Raw genomic sequence first — 16,834 nt, forward strand, 5'->3', positions numbered from 1 at the left:
GCACCGCAACGGCCGTGACCTGCGCAATAGGCTCGGTGCTGTCGCCGAGCCGCGACGGGGGAGGGAAGCTATGACGAGTTCGAGGGACCACTGGAGCGAGGACGCGGCCTGCCGCAGCGCCGACCCGGACGAGTTGTTCGCGGACAGCACCGGGCAGAACCGGGCCAAGGCGGTCTGCGCGGGTTGCACGGTGCGCACCGAGTGCCTGGTGGAGGCACTCGACAACCGCGTCGAATGGGGCGTTTGGGGTGGTATGACCGAGCGTGAGCGCCGTGCTCTGCTGCGCCGCAGACCGAACGTCGTCTCCTGGCGGCAGGTCCTGGAGAGCGCCCGCCGCGAGCAGGAACAGCCGCGCGCCAGCTGACCGGTCGCCCGGCGGCGCAAATGGCCGATCCCCCCGGCTGCCCCTCGGCGGCGCTCGCCCCTCAACCAGGCGGCGCCCGTTGTGAATTCCCAGGTCACACGCGCAAGGGTGCGGTACGTAAAAAGTAGCTTTCTGTGATGTATGGTCAGCCTCGCTATACCAGAGGTATAGCCACCGGACGTTTTGAGGCCTACAGCCGGGAGGGGCCAATGCCCGAGGGCATGCATCGAGTTGAGGACGCGCTCCATGAGCCGCCCATGGTCGAGGATTGGGTCCGCGACAACATCAAGGCGGTTCTTGCGGTGACGGATGAGACGTTCACCGATATCGGCACGGTCCTCGACCTGTCGGTCGCCGTGGTCGGCAGGCGTCAGCGCGGGGTGACCCCGTGGTCCGTCGCCGAGCTCGGGCGGCTGGCCGGGCACTGGCGTATCGAGGCCTTCCTGCTGTTCTCCCGGCGGACCGCTGACGTCCTTGCCGCCCTGCCCCCCACGCGGATCGCGCAACTGCGTGCCGTCAAGGGTCTGTCCGCGACCACCAGGTCCAAAACGCCGGTCGCGGCGTGACATGGAAGCGGCCCGGGACCGTAGTCCCGGGCCACAAGAAGGTCTCGCGCTCTCCCTCGCTAAAGGTGCCGCGGGCCCTTCCCGAACAAGCTGTGATGCCGCGCTCCGCCCGCATCACCCCGGCCCGGGTCGCCCCGGGCGCGCCTTCCACTGTAACGGGAAGGCGCCGCCCATGGGATCCCGGCGTACGGGGCGAGAGGGTGGAGCAGAGGGCAACACGGCGGAAAAAGGACTCTGTGCTGGCCAGAACCGAATCCCCCCGCACTGGGGGCCCAGGCCGTGCCTCCCCTCACCGCGTTGCCCGCGAGTGCGCCGAGCAGGGCTGGTACGTTCACCCGCTCGCCCCGGGCCTGAAGATCCCCCCGGCGAACTGCCCGCGCTGCCGCGAGACGATCGCGGGACAGCCCAACGCCGATTACATCCCGCACAAGGTCGAGGAATGCCGGTGCATCGCCGCCGGCCGCCACTGCCACGGCGTGCGGGCCGCCACCACCGACCCCGCTCTCATCGACCAGTGGTGGAGCGAGAACCCGGCGTACGGCATCGGCGTCGCCGCCGGCCCCTCCGGCCTGCTGATCGTCGACCTCGACCTGCACCAGTCGACACCCCCGGAGCCGGAGAAGATCCTGCCCGGCCTCGACCTGCCCGACGGCCTCGACCCCCAGGCGATCCGCTCCGGGCTCGACGCGCTCGCCCTGCTGTGCTCCCTGCGCCGCGCGCCGCTGCTCACCGAGTCCCCCCAGACCTTCAGCGTCCGCACCCCCAGCGGGGGACTGCACCTGTGGTACGCCGTCGAGGACGGCGGCCAGTGGCGCATGGACAGCCGCGGGCGCCTGGGCTGGCAGATCGACATCCGCGCCGACCGCTCCTACGCGGTCGCCCCCGGCACCGTGACCCGGGACGGCCTCTACACCCCCCTGGGAGCCTGCCGTACGCCCGCGCCGCTGCCGCGCTGGCTCGCCAACGACCTCGCGCGGGCCGGACTCAAACGCCGCACTCCCCGGCGCAGTCCCCTCTCGCCCCTGGTCCTGCCGGACTTCGCGGCCGGACGCGGCTACGTCGCCAGTGCCGTGCGGGCGGAACTCGAAGCCGTCGCCGCGTGCCGCAGCGGCCGCAACGACCAGTTGAACAAGAGCGCGTTCGCCCTGGGGCAGTTCGTCGGGGCCGGACTGGTGGACCGCGACGACGTGCACCAGGCCCTGACCGAGGCCGCCCAGTCCGCAGGAGTCGACCCGCACGAGGCCAAGGCGCAGTCCACGATCCGCAGGGCGCTCGAGGCCGGCTCCCGGGTACCCCGACGGATCGGGGCCGCGACGTGAGCGAGACAACCGCACAGTCCACCGTGCCCGCCCCCAGCACCGAACAGCGCGAGGAGAGCCCCAGGTCCGCCGCCTATCCCAGCGCGGCCGCCCAGGCAGCCGCCGCGCTGACCGCGCACCTGCCGCAGCGCGATGACCGCGACAGCGCCCGGCCCCGGCAGGCCGACATCCTGCGCCAGATCGGCGAGACCGGCTACCGCTTCGTGCGCAGCGACCAGACCATCTACGCGGTACAGATCGGCGCCGGTCCCATCGCCCGGCCCATTCGTTCCAAGGGCGGCGGCGGGGGCACCGGGTCCCTGCGCCAGTGCCTGATCCGCGAGTACGTCCTGAGCACCGGGCGCACCCCGTCCCAGGCGGCGCTCGCCGACGCGATCGCCGCGCTGGAGGCGATGGCGATGGACAGCGAGAGCCAGGACGTGCACCTGCGAGTCGCCGCCGACCAGGTGGACCGGTGGACGACCTGGCTCGACCTGGGGCGCAGCGACGGGCTCTCGGTGTGCATCGAACGCGGCAGCTGGGCGGTGCTCGTCCCCCAGGACGGCGAGGGCCCGCTGTGGCGGCGCAGCCGTCTGGTGCACGAGCTGCCCGTGCCCGAACGGACCTCCGGCGGCTGGCAGCACGGGGTCGAACTGCTGCGCCGTATCCTGCCGGTGAGCGCCGACTCCTACCCGATGGTCGTCGCCTGGTGCCTGGCCGCGCTGCGCCCGGACATGCCGCGCCCGCTCGCCGGGATCCTGGGCGAGCAGGGCACCGGCAAGTCGACCCTGTGCCGGATGATGGTGCGCCTGGTCGACGGGACCAAGGCCCACCTGCGGTCCGTGCCCAAGAGCGAAGATGACCTCGCGGTGACCACGGCGGCCGGGTGGTGCCTGGCGCTGGACAATCTCTCGGGCATGCCGGGCTGGCTCAGCGACTTCCTCTCGCGCACGGTCACCGGAGACGCTCTGACCAAACGAGAGCTGTACTCCGACGACGACGTGGTGATCCTGATCTACCAGCGCCCGGTGCTGCTGACCAGTATCGAAATCGGCGTCATGCAGGGCGACCTGGCCGAGCGGATGCTGCCCATCCAACTCGAGCCCATCACCGGGAAGAACCGGCGCACCGAGCGCCGCCTGTGGGAGGCGTACAACGCCTCCCACCCGGAGATCCTCGGCGGCCTGCTCGATCTGGCCGCCCTGGTGTGGGCCAAGATCCCGGAGGCCTCCGACAAGCTCGCCGAACGCCCGCGCATGGCCGACTGGGCCGAGATGCTCTGGGCACTGGACGAAGTCACCGGCTGGCACACCCTGGACACCTACACCGGTGCGCAGGAAGACCTCGTCGACGACGTCATCGAAGGCGACCCGGTGGCCACCTCCGTCCTGCACTGGGCCACCAGCCGCCTCTCACCTTGGACCTGGGAGGGCCAGGCCGCCCAGCTCCTCGCCGAGCTTCAGGTACCGCCCAACACCGACAAGGAGAAGGACTGGCCCCGGACCCCGGCCGTCCTGTCCGCACGTCTGCAACGCGCAGCCCCCGCGCTGCGCCGCCGTGGGGTCGACGTCCGCAAGCTGCCGCGCACCAAGAGCGGCCGCCCCCTGCGGATCTCCACCGGGCCCGGCACTGCGAACGGCTGACCCCGTCCGTCAGGGTCCCGCGCACCACGGCGCGGGGCCCTGACGGACGGACAGGCCCGGCAGATCGGGGCACTCACCGAAGACGACGGACCAAAGGAAGGCAGTCCTTGGCCGTTTGCCCCGTGCTCCCGAAGATCGACCGGTCACAGCCCGCGGAGGAGGGCGGGTGCCGGCGCGCCCGGTATCTCCGGCTGCGGGTGGGCATGCTGCGGAGGTGACGAAGCGACAGCAGCCTGACCGCGCGTGTGTTCTGCCCGGTGACCCCTCCTGGATCCAGGAAGCCGCCTACCTTGAAGACGCGCTCGGTCTGCTCGGCAGGGCCACCGAGGTCGCCACGGCGAACGGCGATGCGGACCGGTACTTCCTGCCCGGCCTCACCTACCGCATCGCGGAGAACACACTCGGCCGCATCAAGGACGAGGTCCTGGCGGGCGGGCGCCCCACGGTGCATCTGGTCGTCGTGCAGGCCTTCGAGCTCGACGCCCTGTGGGAGGTCCTGAACGTCCTGCGGCGTACACGAGACGGCGAGGAGGGCACCGCTGAGATCGCGGAGCTGGTCGAAGGCTTCGGGCAGTGCTTTGTGCCTTCCCGGACTGCAGCCGCCTTCGCCGCCGACCTCGAGCGGGCGCTGATGGTCCTCACCCTCGACATCCCGGCCGTCCGGGACATCGCCACCGCCTTCGCCCTGGACCACGCACCGGGCTTCAGCTTCGACGCCGCGTGCGAGCAGCTGCTCGCGGTGTGGAAGGCCGCCGGCGTCACGCCGTGAAGCACGCCATGGGAAAACCGGGGCGAACGAACCCTCGCCGCAGGTGGTGACGCACTTCGGGATCGGTGACGCACCGGGTGACGCACTCGGTGACGCACTTGCCACCTCGCAAACTTGCTCTGACCTGGGCTTTTCTTCTCCCATACGGGAGGGGTGACGCGGGTGACGCACTTTTCCCCTATCTCTCTGTGGAAGAAAAAAGGGATGAAAGGGGCGTAGAGAGATACCCGGAAAGTGCGTCACCCGCGTCACCCGCCCCCGCAGACGGACAGAATTCGCAGGTCAGAGGGTGCGTGGCGTTTTCGGAGTGCGTCACCGAGTGCGTCACCCGCCCGTCACCCCGGCCACCGAGTGCGTCACCCCGCGCCCGCCCGGCCCGCAGCGCCCCGGTCGGGCAGGGGAGTGGCGGGGCTGTCGAGCCAGAGGCGGCAGGCGCCGCTGCGGTCGGCGCTCACGCCGAACCGGTGCCCGGCCCGGCCCGGCCCGGGCCCACCAGCCCCAGGCCGCGCGCACCTCGTCCCAGACCCGGCGCGGACCGCACTGCGCGTCCGCGTCCGGCTTGCTCCAGCCGTCCACGGCGACGGGGGCTCACGAGCCGTCGGTGCACCACAGCAGCGCCCGGTCCCGGCGGGCAGGCACCGGGTCCCACGCGACGCCGGGCACCTGCAGGCCGATCGCCCAGGCTCGGCGGCCGACGCGAGCACGGCGCGCGGATCACCGGCGGCGACGGTCAGCGCGCCATCGCTGTCCGCGTCCTCCCGCGCCATCACAACTCCCCTTCGCATCCTGGCCGTTCTGCGCGTAGGCCGTGGCCCCGCGACGGAACCGCCCGGCGGGACGGCTTCGCACATGGGTGTGCCAGGAGTTGGGAGGGAGCGCCCGCGTCGGCCCCAGCCCCTTTGTGCAAAGGGCAGGGTGAGGGGACCTCCTGTTCTGGGACGGATCGGGGAGAGGGGTGGCGGTGTGTCCATGCACGGGAGTGCCGCCACCCCGGATGCCCCGAAGAGAACGAGACGGGGCGCGGCGTGACGAAGCGAGTACAGCGGAGGCCGGACCGGCCGCTGGCGGCCGTCGAGCGGATCATCGAGGACCAGCTGCCCGGCGGGAGTTCGGGAGTCGATGCCCGGAGCATGGCCCAGGCGATCGTGCGGCATGTGCGGACCACGGAGCCGGCCGGCAAGACGGCGGCGCTGGCCGAGCTCCCCGGTGGCTCCGCCCGGCGCAGACCTCCCCGGCAGGCCGTGCCCCCGGACGGCGAAGACGGTGCGAGCGCGCGCGGGGACCGCCGTGGATGACTTCGAGACCGACGACATCGCTGCCATGCGTGAGCAGGGCGACCTGCCGGCGTTCATGCGCCTGAGGGTCCGCCCGGTGAGGCCCCCCGCCGCGGTCATGGCGCTGTGGCAGAGGTTCCCGGGGCCCGCAGGTCACAAGCCCGGCGCCTGGCCGTCCGCCGCGCCGCTGGGCGCGGGCTACCGGCGGCGCCCGGGCGAGCCCGAACTCTGCGACTGCGCACGGTGTCTGGCGATGACGGCGCCTTGTGAGGGCGACCCCTGCCGGTGCCCGTTGTGCGGCTCCCCGCGCGCGGCGGCGTGAAGATCCCGCGCACCACGCGACAGGGCGCAGGGACTGGGAAGTCCGGTACTAGTCCAGCCCGGCGTAGGCGATGCTGAGGACCGTGATGGTCCGGGTCTGGTCCCCGATCAGGAGCACCACGGCGAGGTCGCCCGCGGCCCACAGCCGCATCAGCCCGTCGTCGACATCTCCGTACGGGCTGGTGGCGGCCCGGGGATCGTTGACCGAGTCGAGGAGGAACTGGGCGACCCGGGCGCGCGCCTTGTCCGGAAGATCCCGGTATACGGCGTGCAGGGTGGAGTCCATATAGAGCCGGTACATGGGCATGGTTCAGGCGGCCCGGTTCTCCACGATCAGCTCGGTGACGTCGGTGTACTGCGGGGGCAGCTGTCCGCCGTGCTGCTGCTGGTGGGCGTGCAGCGCACGACCGCGTTCGACGGCGCCTTCCAGGTCCGTGATGACCTTGACCCATTTCTTGCCGAGCGCCGCGAGCCCGGACAGCGGCGTGGTGTTCAGCTGCCGCAGGAACTCCATGCGCATGCCGGCGTCGGGCAGGGCATGGGCGATGGAGTCCGGGGTCCAGTCGTCGTCGCTACCCATGATCACAACCGCCTCGAAGATCGTCGGCACCTGCCGCTGCTGACTCCCAGGGTAGCGGCCCGGCCCTGCCCGGCGGGAGACAACCGGCGCGAGTACCCGGCGCAAGCCCGCGGGGTATGACGCCGTCGGCAAGATCAGCCCCCGGCGGACGACCCGGGAGACCACCGGCGCGCCCCCTGCCGCCGAGGCCGGTCCGGACGAAGATCCCACAGCGCGGGAGCGCCGGGCAGACCGCCGACCCAGCCGACGGGAAGACGACCGGCGCCAGGCGCTCGGAGCCGAGCCCACCTGATTGCCTCGGAACCGCCCGGCATCCCGACCTCGAGAACCGGGCCACCCCGCCAACCGCAGGAGGACCCGGATGAAGCCGACGCGCATGCGCATGACCTGCGGCGCCGCACCCGCCGTCGCGCTGGTGGTCCTGATGGCGTCCGGCGCCTCCTCCGACGACCACTGATCGCGGCGCGGACGGCCGGGAGGCTCACGTGGAGACCAAAATACTGAAACACCCCCTGATCGCGCAGACTGTCGCGGCGATCGTGGCCGAGGGGGGAGGCCGCGTCGAGTACGACACGGGCGGCGGCGGACGGGAGGTCCTCATCGCCGCGAGCGCGCAACTGGCGGCTGCCACCAACGCCCAGCTGACGATCGTGGAATCCCGCGTCCTCCACTCCGAAATCCGCTCCCTGGTCCGTGAGTTGCAGCCGGAGGTCAGCAGCGCGGTCCTGTCCGCCGACGAGGCGGCACTGCAGCCGGCCGGCAGCATCGACGGAGTTCTGGCCGTGCACGCCGACGTCCTGCGCGACCCGCGGGTGCGCCAGCCGCTGCTGGCGATGGCGCGCAGCGCCGACCACCTCGTCGTGGCCCGCCATGACTACAGCGATGCCACGCTCGATGACCTCGCCGCCCCCGTACACGCGCTCAGACTCCGCGACCTGATGCCACCGCCCGCACCCCGCCCCAACCCAGGGCCACGCCTCGACGTTCTTCCGGCGGGGCTTCGTGATCTCATCGCCGCCCGCTGGACGGCGTCGCAGGAGCTCAAGCAGCGGTTCATCGACGAGTTCAAGCCCGAGGCAACTGCAATGCGACAGGACGGCGACGAGGTCGCCGGACTGTCGCAGGACATCGACCCCGACGAGCTGGGACGGCGCATCGAGCAGGTGCGAGACCAGCAGCGGCAGCGGGCCGAGGAGCATCCGGCACCCGGCCGCCAGCGCCAGGCCCCGCACGCGCACTCCCAGGAGCAGTCCGCCGCGCACCAGCAGCAGGGTCCCCATGGCGTCGGGCGAGCCTAGAGCGGCCGACTGGCAGACGTGTCCACGTCGCTGGACAGGGCCGAACACCGCTTCCTCGGCCTTCTCGACATCCCCCCAACCCGAGCCATCCCCTGTCCGACGGACAGCCGCATCGCACTTCAGGAGGCAATACCCATGAGCGTCGTGAGAGTCACCGCACCGCTGACGGGGAGGGCGCTGTGAAGCCGTCGCGGATCGTGGTCACCGGGCTGGGGGCGGTGACACCGCTCGGGGCCGACATGTCTTCCACCTGGAATGCCCTGATGGACGGGGAGTCAGGGATCACCAAGCTCGATACGCCGTGGGCGCCGCGGGCCCCTGTCCAGATCGCTGGAGTGGTCCAGCACGATATCGAGGCGGCCATCGGCCGCGTCCACGCGCGCAGGCTCGACCGTTCCCAGCAACTCGCCGTGCTGGCCGCGCGCGAGGCGTGGGCGGACGCCGGGCTCGGCGCTGGGGGTGTGGCGCCCGAGCGGGTCGCGGTCGCGGTCGGCTCCGGCGTCGGCGGCGCCCAGACCCTTGTGGACCAGCATGACCTGCTGGCCCACAAGGGGGCGAGCCGGGTCTCGCCCTACACCGTGCCGCGGCTGATGCCCAACGGGTCGGCCGCCGCGGTCAGCCTCGACCTCAAGGCGCGGGCCGGAGCACACGCCCCGACCAGTGCCTGCGCCTCGGGCGCCGAGGCGCTGTGGCTGGCCTCTCTGCTGCTGAACTCCCGCCGGGCCGACGTCGTCGTCGCCGGCGGTACGGACGCCTGCATCGCCCCGGTCAGCCTTGCCGGTTTCGCCCGGATCGGCGCCCTGTCCCAGGGCGAGGTCCCCGAAGAGGCCTGCCGCCCCTTCGACCGGCACCGCGACGGGTTTGTGATGAGCGAAGGGGCCGCCGTGCTGGTCCTGGAGCGCGAAGAGGACGCCCTGGCCCGCCGCGCCCGCCGCTACGCCGTCCTGGCCGGGACTGCGGTCACCTCCGACGCCCACCACGTCACCACCCCCGCACGGGAGGGACAGGTACGCGCGATCAAGCAGGTGCTCGCCGACGCCCACCTCGCCCCTGCCGACATCGAGCACGTCAACGCGCATGCCACCGGCACCCCGGCCGGCGACGGCGTCGAGGCAGGAGTGCTGGCCGAGGCGCTGCCGCACCGGCCGAGCATCACCGCGACGAAAGCCTCCACCGGACACCTGCTGGGCGCGGCAGGCGCGCTCGAGGCCGCCTTCGCCGCCCTGACCCTGACCACCGGCACCGTCCCGGCCATCCGCAACCTCACCGAACCCGGCGACGGCATCGACCTCGACCTCGTCCACGGCCGGCCGCGACAGCAGGATCCGGACGTGGTGCTCTCCACCAGCTTCGGCTTCGGCGGCCACAACGCGCTGCTCGTGCTGACCCGCCCCTGACCCCCCCCATCGTCCGCCCCTCATGCCCCTGCTGGGAGTTACCCCGTGCACCTGGATGTCGCCCGAGAACTCGAACCCGTCGTCGCCGACGCCCTCAACCGCCACTACCGCCTCGCTGGCATCGACTGGAATCCGGCCGAATACGTGCCCTGGGACGAAGGCGCCGACTTCATCGAGAAGCCCTGGGAGCCGTACCAGTCGTCGTTCAGCCCCGAGGTACGCGCCGCACTCCACATGGCGCTGGCCACCGAAGACGACCTGCCCGCCTACCGCTCCAGCATCGACGCCCACTTCGGGCAGGACGGCCCCTGGGGCGAGTGGGTGCGCCGGTGGACCGCGGAGGAGGACCGGCACAGCCGCAGCCTGTGGGCGTTCCTCTGCGCGACCCGGGGCGCCGACCCGGCCGTGATGCAGTCCGACACCATGGCCACCATCCAGGCCGGCTTCCGCGACAACCACAAGAGCGTCCTGGACGTGTGCGTGTACGTCACGATCCAGGAGCTGGCCACGCGCGAGTCCCACGCCCGCACCGGGCGCGCCGCCGGCGACACCGACAAGATGGCGCTGCGGCTGCTCAAGCGGATCGCCCAGGACGAGAACCGGCACATGCTGTTCTACCGGGGCCTGGTCGACGCGGCCCTTCAGATCGACCCGTCCGCCGCCGTCACCGCGATCAGCCGCGAGATCCGCACCTTCTCGATGCCGGGCGAGCACACCGTGCCCGCCTACCGGCGCCGCGCCGCACTCATCGCCAGGGCCCAGATCTACAACCTCCACGTCCATCACCTGCGCGTGATCAAGCCGCTGGTGAGCCACTGGCGGGTGTTCGAGCGCACCGGCCTGGACGCGGCCGCCGAGGTCGAGCGCGAGCTGCTCGCCGGGTACCTGACCATGCTCGAAGGGGCCGCCGCCGTCGAGCAGGAGGTCATCGAGCGGGCCAACGCCCGCCGGAAGGCGGCCTCATGCTGACCCTGCTCTTGGCTGCGGCCGTCGTGGCGGTGGCAGCTGCCGTGCTCATCACCACGGTGGCGGTCCAGATCTGGGCGGCCGGGCGCCGCATCGTGCGTATCAACCGCGGCCGCGGGCGCGGCATCATCGCCCGCAGCGGCCGCTACCAGCCCGCCAGGCAGCCCGACGGTGAACTCGAACCGCGCGTCCTGGTCATCATGGGCGACTCCCTCGCCGCCGGCCTCGGCGCCACCGGCGCCGCAGCCGCCCCCTCAGCCCTGCTGGGGCAGGCCCTCGCCGACGCCCCCGGCCACCCGGTCTGGGTCGTCAACGTCTCCCAAGTCGGCAGCGGCGCGCGCGACCTGGGAAGCCAGTACCAGAGGGCGATGAAGGTCCTGGAACCAACAGGCGCCACACCGGACCTGGTTGTGGTGGCCACCGGAGCCAACGACATCATGCCGCTGCCCTTCCGCCTCAACGCTGCGGCCCGGACGCTGGGTGAGGCCGTAGCCGTCCTGACGCGCCGGGGTGCCCACGTCGTCGTCGCCACCTGCCCCGCGATCGGAGCGGTCACCGCGCTGCCCCGCCCGGCCCGCACCCTCCTGCACGCAGCCGGCCTCCGCCTGGCCCGCCTCCAGCACGAACAGGTCCAGCGCGCAGGCGGCAGCGTCGTCGCCCTGCACCGCGAGGTCAGCCCTGCCGTCGCCGCCGACCCCACTCTGCTGGCCGACGACGGATTCCACCCCGGAGACCGCGGCTACGCCCTGGCCGCCGACAAGCTCCTGACCGTACTCACCGCACGCTCCGACCGACGGGCCGAGCCGTCGCAGAGCTCCGGCGGCGATCTGCGGCCCCTGTCCGCCGGGCAGCCGAGCTGACCCCTGTCCCACGCGAGGGCCCGGCCGCCCCGTCGTCGGCCAGCACACCGGGGCCCGGCCCCGCCCGGCATCTGCCGGTTCCGTGCGGGACGGGGACCTCGCCCGGCAAAGAGCCCGCCGTCCCGCGAGACGGTCTCCCGGCGCTGGACGCTTCCCGCATGCCGCGACCGAGCGCACTCTCCGCGGCTCGCCCCCCGTCCGGCCACCTACGATCTGTGCAGTCCCGGCATGCCGCCGGGAAAGCGGCCAAGGCCGGTGGCAGGAGGGCCAGTTGTGCTGAATCCAGCCGAACTCGAGCAGAGCGCCGTCCAGGCGTGCGTCGACGCACTCGTCGACAGCCGAGGCGGACTGCTCCTGTACGACCACGGCCTCGCGGGCCGCGAGGCACTCCTCGCGGCAGGCGCACAGCTCGCCGTCACAACAGACCTGCCGCTGACTGTCGTTGACGCTGACACCCTTCGAGACGACACCACCACGCTCCTCGACCAGCTCGGCGTTGCACATCACGTCTTCCTTTCCCCCGCAGAGGCCGCCCACTGGCCGACCGGCTTCACCCCGCACGGCGTACTGGCCATCCACGCCGATGCCCTCCTCGACCCAACCGTGGAAGAACCGCTGCTCGCTGCAGCCCGCGAGGCGAGCCACACCGGGCACCTGCTCGTCGCACGGCGCCCCGACGGCACCGAACTCCTCGACGTGCACACCGAACAGGCTCACCAACTCATCGCCGACCCGATGACCACCGCTCAGGCACAGGCCGCCCCCACCGCCCCGGCCCGGTACGAACCAGGTCCCCCGAGCGCCAGGCCGTCCCGGGACGACCACGCCGTGCAGGCCCCGCTGCTCCCGGATTCCGCGGGCGGCCCCGGTCCGGTAGCTGCTGCGGCCGCCCGCTGGAGGGCCCAGGCCGAAGCGGTGCCTCTCACGTGGATCCCGCCGAGCCCCCGCCGCTACGAGCGAGCCGCCGACTGGGAGGAGTGGGCCCAGACCTTCACCGACGAAGCCCCGCCACGACAGAACCGGATAAGCAGGGAAACCGTCCAGCGCCTCCAGCGGTTCTACGCGGAACTCCCAGCGCCCCAGACCACAGAGACACAACCGTCCCGCCACGAGCAGCCGGATGCCACCAGCACCCCCTACGAGCCCGTCGCGGACACCTTCCACCCGTCGGCAGACACCCAGCCGCCAGCCCACGACCGTGAGAGCCTGCAGCAGCGCCCGCCGACACCCGGAAGCCCCACGGCGTCACCCGCCCCGGAAGACGGCATGGTCTTCTACGAGATGCGCACGCAGACGCCCGCCGAGCGCGACGAAGACGACTTGCAGCAGCTGAAGGCCCGCAAACAGCAACTCATCCGCAGGCTCAACTCACCGGCAACGTGGCACACCGGCAGCGCGGAAGCCGGCGTCGTCTCCGCCGAGGAGATCGAGGAGCTCATCGCCGCGATCGAAGACCCCGACCCTGGCCTTCTCCAGAGAGTGCAGGAGCAGGCAGAACGCATGGAGGCCCAAAGCCTGGCACGCAAGCAGGCAGCAACCGCCGCCGCGCGCCGCCGACGGGTCGGCCTACCCCCGACAGCCGCACCGGCACACACCACCCCCGAGGCCTCACCGGCTCCACACGACACCGCACGGCGACATACACACGACCAGGAGCAGGCTGCCGCGCATCAGCAGCACCGTCCCCAGGGCCCCGGCCGCACCTAGAAGTTCCCCGGCCCTTCCCGCCGTTGCGCCCGCCCGTGCGGAACGGGCGCCCGCCTCCAGCGCGGGCATGCATAGAGTGCAGCCCAAGACGCGCACGGCGAACAAGGGGGACAGGGTGGATGCGGCCCCGTGGGACCGGTGGATGCCGTGGCGGCGCCGGCGGCCGGTCGCAGCGGCCGCCCGCACGATCGCCTCCTGGGACGCCGCCGTCCGCCTGCCCGTCCGCGCGCACCTGCTGTGGCTCGCCCAGCAGATCAGCGAGGCCCGCACAACGGCCCAGGCCGCCCTCGACCAGCCGCAGGAGGCCCACACCCGCCTGCCGGACGTCCTCGACCTCACCCTCGCACCCCAGCTCCACGCCGACCACATGCCCTCCGGCGCGCAGCAACTCGCCGACGCCGTGCACGAAACCCGCCGTAGCGCCGGGCAACTGGCCACCGCCACACCCCGCACGGCCCGCCGTACGCTCACCCGCCTGGCCGACGATCTCGCGCAGGCCAACGAGCTCCTCGAGCGCGCGTGCCACGACGTACGGGGCGCCGACCTGAGCTCCGCAGACCTCACTCACCTCTACCTCGGCGGCCTGCGCTGGGACGAGTCCACCCGGTGGCCCGAGCAGCAGCGCGAGCAGATCCGTACCGGCTCCGACCTGGTCGAGGGGGGCTACCAGATTCGCGACCGCTGAAATGCAGCGTCCCGGCGGCACGGGGGGACCACCGGGACGGCAACACCCAGCGTACGCAGCACCGTTCACCCGCGGGCGGGATCGCGCGAAGTGTCCGGAGGCGGTCGCCCGGGGCCGGCGCCACGCCCAGTGGCTTCCGCAACGGCGTGGCCGTGCAGAATACGGGCGCAGGCGGGCCGCAGCCGGCCGCGCGCCTCGGCCCGCCGGACTATTCGACGTCTTCCACGCTGTGGGGTTCGAACCGGGCACCGGGCCCGGGCGTGACCACCGGCCCGAGTGCTCGGCCCGCGCGCGCCAACTGGTCGAAGTCGATCGGCCGCTGCAGGCCGCCCATCGCCTTGTCCAAGGCGGGACGGGCCAGGCGCTCGATCGCCCGCTCGGCCTGCTGCGACACACGCACCGACCGGCCGACGAGCTGCCGCACCCGCAAGTAGGCCAGCACCCTCTCGTGGTCGCTCGCGCCTCCCGTCACCAGAGGCACCAGATCCGCCGCCTTCGCCAGGCGCCGGGACACGGCGGGCTCAAGGTAGGACGTGCCGACCCGCTCGGCGTGGTCCCGGGCGATCCGCCAGGAGACCTCCAACTCGGCCACCGCCGCAAGGTACGCGGCGACCTGCGCCTCCTCCGGGCTGAGCCGTACCGCAAGGCGGGCATCGTCGGCGGCGATCCGGGCCCGGTCGAACCGCTCAGTCTCGGCGACGGACGGATCGTTCAGTGAGGGGCGCTCCAGCGCCGCCAGGAAGTCCACCAGGTGCGCCCCGTACTCCTCGAACACCGCATCGTGGCGAGCCACACCCGACGCGATGCGCTCGCGCACCGCGCTCCTGACGCGCTGCGCCGCGCGGTCACGGTCGCGCTGGCGCAGACCCGCCCGTACGCCCACCGCGACAACGCCCAACACCACCGCGGCAGCGGCCAGGCAGGCCGCCACGAGCCCCACAGCGGCCCACGGTATCGACACCGAGCCATGACCCGACGCACCCGCCCCAGTGGCGTTCAGCCGTGCCCGTACGACCAGGACGACCCCCGTGACGAGCACCGCGCCCGCCCAGTGCGACACCGCCCGCTGCCGGGCCTCGCGCGCCTCGTACGAAGACGACTGCGCGAGCAGGAACGCGCGTGCCGTACTGGCGGTGGCGACCAGCAGCGTCAACGTCGCGAAGAGCGAGAGCAGAAGAGGGATCGTGCGGCTCACCGGGTGGACCTCCTGCGGGCACATGGCCAAAGAGCCTGGATGACGAGGAACCCCCTCGCCCCCGCAGCCTGCGGCACACCCTGTCCCGGCCATCTGGGACAACGCCCCTCGTCCCGCCTCGCGGGACGGTTCCGCACCCGCTTTGCCCGCGCCGGACCGCACGGCGGAACGCCGCGTCCGAGCGGCGCTTTCCGGCGGGCCGGACGCGAAGACTGCCAGTTCCGAGCAGGACGCTCCCGGCCAACGCCCCGCCGCGCTCCCCGACTCCTTCGGCGGGAGCCGGCCGACGGCACCAGCAAGTAGGGAACCGATGACGCACACTGTGCTGATCTTGATGAACGCGCCGATGACCATGACGGCGCCGCCCGCCCGCGCAGGGCAGTGACGCCGATGCTGTGGTGGATACCCAAGCGCTACTGGAGCCACATCTTCGTCGGCTGGATGGTGTTGACCGCGGTCCTCACGCGGTCGGGAAGCGGCCCGAACCTGGGGCTCGACGCCCTTCCCATGGCCGTGATCGCCAGCTGGGCCTGGGCACTGCACTCTGCCAGCGACCTTCGGGCCCAGGTCGCCGAAGGCTTCCAGGCTCAGCACCACACCTGGAACAGCCTCCTGAGATCCAGGCGCCCGCACGACCCAAGTCCGCTCTACAGCACCTTCGTGCAGCGGGTGCGGAGCACCGAGAGGCACCTGCACGCCGTAGCCCGCAAGCACCGGCTCGAACGGCTGACCGTCGCGTTCGTCGACGGCTGGGACCACGACGGCCACGGCAACGAGGCTGCGTCGGTGCGCGATGGGCGCCGCGCCCACGTGTGGCTGGGCAGCAACTGGTTCGGGCCGGACGACGCCGTTCATCTGCCCGTCGTTCTCGAGCACGAGCTCGGTCACATACTGCGCCGCGACAACCAGCGCTCGACCGTCCTCCAGGCCGTCGGAGTGCTCCTGACGGTCCTGGCGGCCGCGTGGGCACCCTGGCCCGTCGCCGTCCTGACGGCAGCGGCACTACGGCTGCTGTACATCGGGTGGGCCTGGCACAGCGAACTCGCCTGCGACACCCGCGCGGCCCGCGCCTGCGGCCGCGCCCCCGTGATCGCCCTGTGGAGACGCCACACCGACCTGCTGCGCACACTCCCGAGGCCCGCGCGCCTGCGGCTCAGCCTGAACTCGGCATCCACCCACCCCCCGTACCGGCTCCGCCTCTGGTGGGCCCAGCACGTCAGCGCCCCTGCCGCCCCCGTTCCCCACCCCCTTGCCACGCCGGCCGATGCCTCTGGACAGGCGCCGGTGTACGTCGCGTGAAGTTCAGCGGCGGCGCCGGGTGCGGCGCGTGCTGCCCCTTTCCAAGGCGCGGGCCAACGTCCTCACATAGATGACGTTGGAGAGGGGGAGCACCGTGAACGCGCCCACGAGGGCCCCACCGATGGCCGATGCTGCAACGGCGACGCCCAGCCATCCTCCGATCCACACGCCGACCAGCACCATGCAGACGGCGAACACCGCGAGAGCACGCAGGGTCCACAGGTGATGCGGCGGGAGGGGCAGTCGGGTGCGTGGCATGGCCTCAGTCTGCCAGCCGCCTGCGTAGCGGGTGACTCCACTGATCATGCCCACAGCAGACACCGGCTCTGGTCCGGCCCACGGGGACACGGGGACTCGGTCGACCTGACGAAGAAATCCAAGCCGAATCGGCCGGCTTGCACGTGCGGTGGCTCGCCCCACATCCCGTAGATGACACTCATGCCGTCCGGCCCACGCGTGTGGAGGTGACTCGAGGCCAACGCCACGATGAAGCCCTTGACGGCAACCTCGGGAGGCGGGCCGAGAAGACAACCTGACGCCTCGGGCGGCCGGGACACAAGCCCGCGGCGTGGGGAAGCATCCAGAATCCGGCCCCGGGCAGAGAATAGTGGT

Annotated in this window: 18 protein-coding genes; 14 read left to right on the plus strand and 4 right to left on the minus strand. The window is 72.2% G+C overall.

Translation table 11 applies throughout. From position 1 onward, the window contains the following. Nucleotides 1-70: 70 nt before the first annotated feature. The 7 genes from ACIBEI_RS23465 to ACIBEI_RS23495 all read left to right on the plus strand — a co-directional run bounded on the left by ACIBEI_RS23465 (nt 71) and on the right by ACIBEI_RS23495 (nt 6,236). Entirely contained in the window at nt 71-364 is a 294-nt protein-coding gene (locus ACIBEI_RS23465; RefSeq protein WP_398891847.1) for a WhiB family transcriptional regulator, read from the plus strand. A gap of 221 nt (nt 365-585) precedes the next feature. Next, a complete protein-coding gene (locus tag ACIBEI_RS23470; RefSeq protein WP_398891849.1) occupies nt 586-930 on the plus strand; it encodes a helix-turn-helix domain-containing protein in 345 nt (114 codons plus the stop codon). Nucleotides 931-1,166: 236 nt separating this feature from the next. Then, nucleotides 1,167-2,249, plus strand: coding sequence for a bifunctional DNA primase/polymerase (locus tag ACIBEI_RS23475; protein WP_398891851.1), 1,083 nt, complete (start codon nt 1,167-1,169; stop codon nt 2,247-2,249). After that, nucleotides 2,246-3,871, plus strand: coding sequence for a hypothetical protein (locus ACIBEI_RS23480; RefSeq protein WP_398891853.1), 1,626 nt, complete (start codon nt 2,246-2,248; stop codon nt 3,869-3,871). The genes ACIBEI_RS23475 and ACIBEI_RS23480 overlap by 4 nt, the downstream gene beginning before the upstream one ends. Nucleotides 3,872-4,085: 214 nt before the next feature. Next, the gene (locus ACIBEI_RS23485; protein ID WP_398891855.1) at nt 4,086-4,640 is read left to right on the plus strand and encodes a hypothetical protein; all 555 of its coding nucleotides are present in this window, start codon (nt 4,086-4,088) and stop codon (nt 4,638-4,640) included. 1,025 nt (nt 4,641-5,665) lie between these two features. Further along, complete coding sequence (locus ACIBEI_RS23490; protein ID WP_398891857.1) at nt 5,666-5,935, plus strand: hypothetical protein; 270 nt, start codon at nt 5,666-5,668, stop codon at nt 5,933-5,935. Continuing rightward, nucleotides 5,928-6,236: a hypothetical protein gene (locus tag ACIBEI_RS23495; RefSeq protein WP_398891859.1), complete on the plus strand. Its 309-nt coding sequence runs from the start codon at nt 5,928-5,930 to the stop codon at nt 6,234-6,236. The genes ACIBEI_RS23490 and ACIBEI_RS23495 overlap by 8 nt, the downstream gene beginning before the upstream one ends. 48 nt (nt 6,237-6,284) lie before the next feature. Here the strand turns inward: ACIBEI_RS23495 and ACIBEI_RS23500 are convergent, their stop codons facing one another. Both ACIBEI_RS23500 and ACIBEI_RS23505 read right to left on the minus strand, forming a co-directional pair. Then, a complete protein-coding gene (locus ACIBEI_RS23500; protein ID WP_398891861.1) occupies nt 6,285-6,536 on the minus strand; it encodes a type II toxin-antitoxin system RelE/ParE family toxin in 252 nt (83 codons plus the stop codon). A gap of 9 nt (nt 6,537-6,545) precedes the next feature. Beyond that, nucleotides 6,546-6,845 carry a hypothetical protein gene (locus ACIBEI_RS23505; RefSeq protein WP_398891863.1) on the minus strand — a complete coding sequence of 100 codons (300 nt, stop codon included), beginning with the start codon at nt 6,843-6,845 and terminating at the stop codon, nt 6,546-6,548. 455 nt (nt 6,846-7,300) lie between these two features. Between ACIBEI_RS23505 and ACIBEI_RS23510 the strand changes: the two genes are divergently transcribed. The 6 genes from ACIBEI_RS23510 to ACIBEI_RS23535 all read left to right on the plus strand — a co-directional run bounded on the left by ACIBEI_RS23510 (nt 7,301) and on the right by ACIBEI_RS23535 (nt 13,728). Next, the gene (locus ACIBEI_RS23510; protein ID WP_398891865.1) at nt 7,301-8,113 is read left to right on the plus strand and encodes a hypothetical protein; all 813 of its coding nucleotides are present in this window, start codon (nt 7,301-7,303) and stop codon (nt 8,111-8,113) included. Nucleotides 8,114-8,292: 179 nt separating this feature from the next. Then, nucleotides 8,293-9,510: a beta-ketoacyl-[acyl-carrier-protein] synthase family protein gene (locus ACIBEI_RS23515; protein WP_398891867.1), complete on the plus strand. Its 1,218-nt coding sequence runs from the start codon at nt 8,293-8,295 to the stop codon at nt 9,508-9,510. Between the two features lie 45 nt (nt 9,511-9,555). Next, nucleotides 9,556-10,479: an acyl-ACP desaturase gene (locus ACIBEI_RS23520; protein WP_398891869.1), complete on the plus strand. Its 924-nt coding sequence runs from the start codon at nt 9,556-9,558 to the stop codon at nt 10,477-10,479. Then, nucleotides 10,473-11,336, plus strand: a complete 864-nt coding sequence (locus tag ACIBEI_RS23525) for a GDSL-type esterase/lipase family protein (protein WP_398891871.1) — start codon at nt 10,473-10,475, stop codon at nt 11,334-11,336. The genes ACIBEI_RS23520 and ACIBEI_RS23525 overlap by 7 nt, the downstream gene beginning before the upstream one ends. A 273-nt stretch (nt 11,337-11,609) precedes the next feature. After that, entirely contained in the window at nt 11,610-13,043 is a 1,434-nt protein-coding gene (locus ACIBEI_RS23530; RefSeq protein WP_398891873.1) for a hypothetical protein, read from the plus strand. Nucleotides 13,044-13,158: 115 nt separating this feature from the next. Further along, complete coding sequence (locus ACIBEI_RS23535) at nt 13,159-13,728, plus strand: hypothetical protein (protein ID WP_398891875.1); 570 nt, start codon at nt 13,159-13,161, stop codon at nt 13,726-13,728. A 208-nt stretch (nt 13,729-13,936) separates the two neighbouring features. Here ACIBEI_RS23535 and ACIBEI_RS23540 read toward each other — a convergent pair whose 3' ends face one another. Next, nucleotides 13,937-14,923, minus strand: a complete 987-nt coding sequence (locus ACIBEI_RS23540) for a hypothetical protein (RefSeq protein WP_398891877.1) — start codon at nt 14,921-14,923, stop codon at nt 13,937-13,939. 390 nt (nt 14,924-15,313) lie between these two features. Between ACIBEI_RS23540 and ACIBEI_RS23545 the strand changes: the two genes are divergently transcribed. Then, entirely contained in the window at nt 15,314-16,222 is a 909-nt protein-coding gene (locus tag ACIBEI_RS23545; protein ID WP_398891879.1) for a M48 family metalloprotease, read from the plus strand. Nucleotides 16,223-16,225: 3 nt separating this feature from the next. Here the strand turns inward: ACIBEI_RS23545 and ACIBEI_RS23550 are convergent, their stop codons facing one another. Further along, complete coding sequence (locus ACIBEI_RS23550) at nt 16,226-16,480, minus strand: hypothetical protein (RefSeq protein WP_398891881.1); 255 nt, start codon at nt 16,478-16,480, stop codon at nt 16,226-16,228. Between the last annotated feature and the right edge of the window lie 354 nt (nt 16,481-16,834).

The organism is Streptomyces sp. NPDC050988 (assembly GCF_044456225.1).
Taxonomy (GTDB): Bacteria; Actinomycetota; Actinomycetes; order Streptomycetales; family Streptomycetaceae; genus Streptomyces.

What these genes read in the sequence shown, in the direction of transcription:
- ACIBEI_RS23465 (WP_398891847.1), top strand. Translation starts at nt 71, where the DNA reads ATGACGAGTTCGAGGGACCACTGGAGCGAGGACGCGGCCTGCCGCAGC.
- ACIBEI_RS23470 (WP_398891849.1), top strand. Translation starts at nt 586, where the DNA reads ATGCATCGAGTTGAGGACGCGCTCCATGAGCCGCCCATGGTCGAGGAT.
- ACIBEI_RS23500 (WP_398891861.1), bottom strand. Translation starts at nt 6,536, where the DNA reads ATGTACCGGCTCTATATGGACTCCACCCTGCACGCCGTATACCGGGAT.
- ACIBEI_RS23525 (WP_398891871.1), top strand. Translation starts at nt 10,473, where the DNA reads ATGCTGACCCTGCTCTTGGCTGCGGCCGTCGTGGCGGTGGCAGCTGCC.
- ACIBEI_RS23545 (WP_398891879.1), top strand. Translation starts at nt 15,314, where the DNA reads ATGCTGTGGTGGATACCCAAGCGCTACTGGAGCCACATCTTCGTCGGC.
- ACIBEI_RS23550 (WP_398891881.1), bottom strand. Translation starts at nt 16,480, where the DNA reads ATGCCACGCACCCGACTGCCCCTCCCGCCGCATCACCTGTGGACCCTG.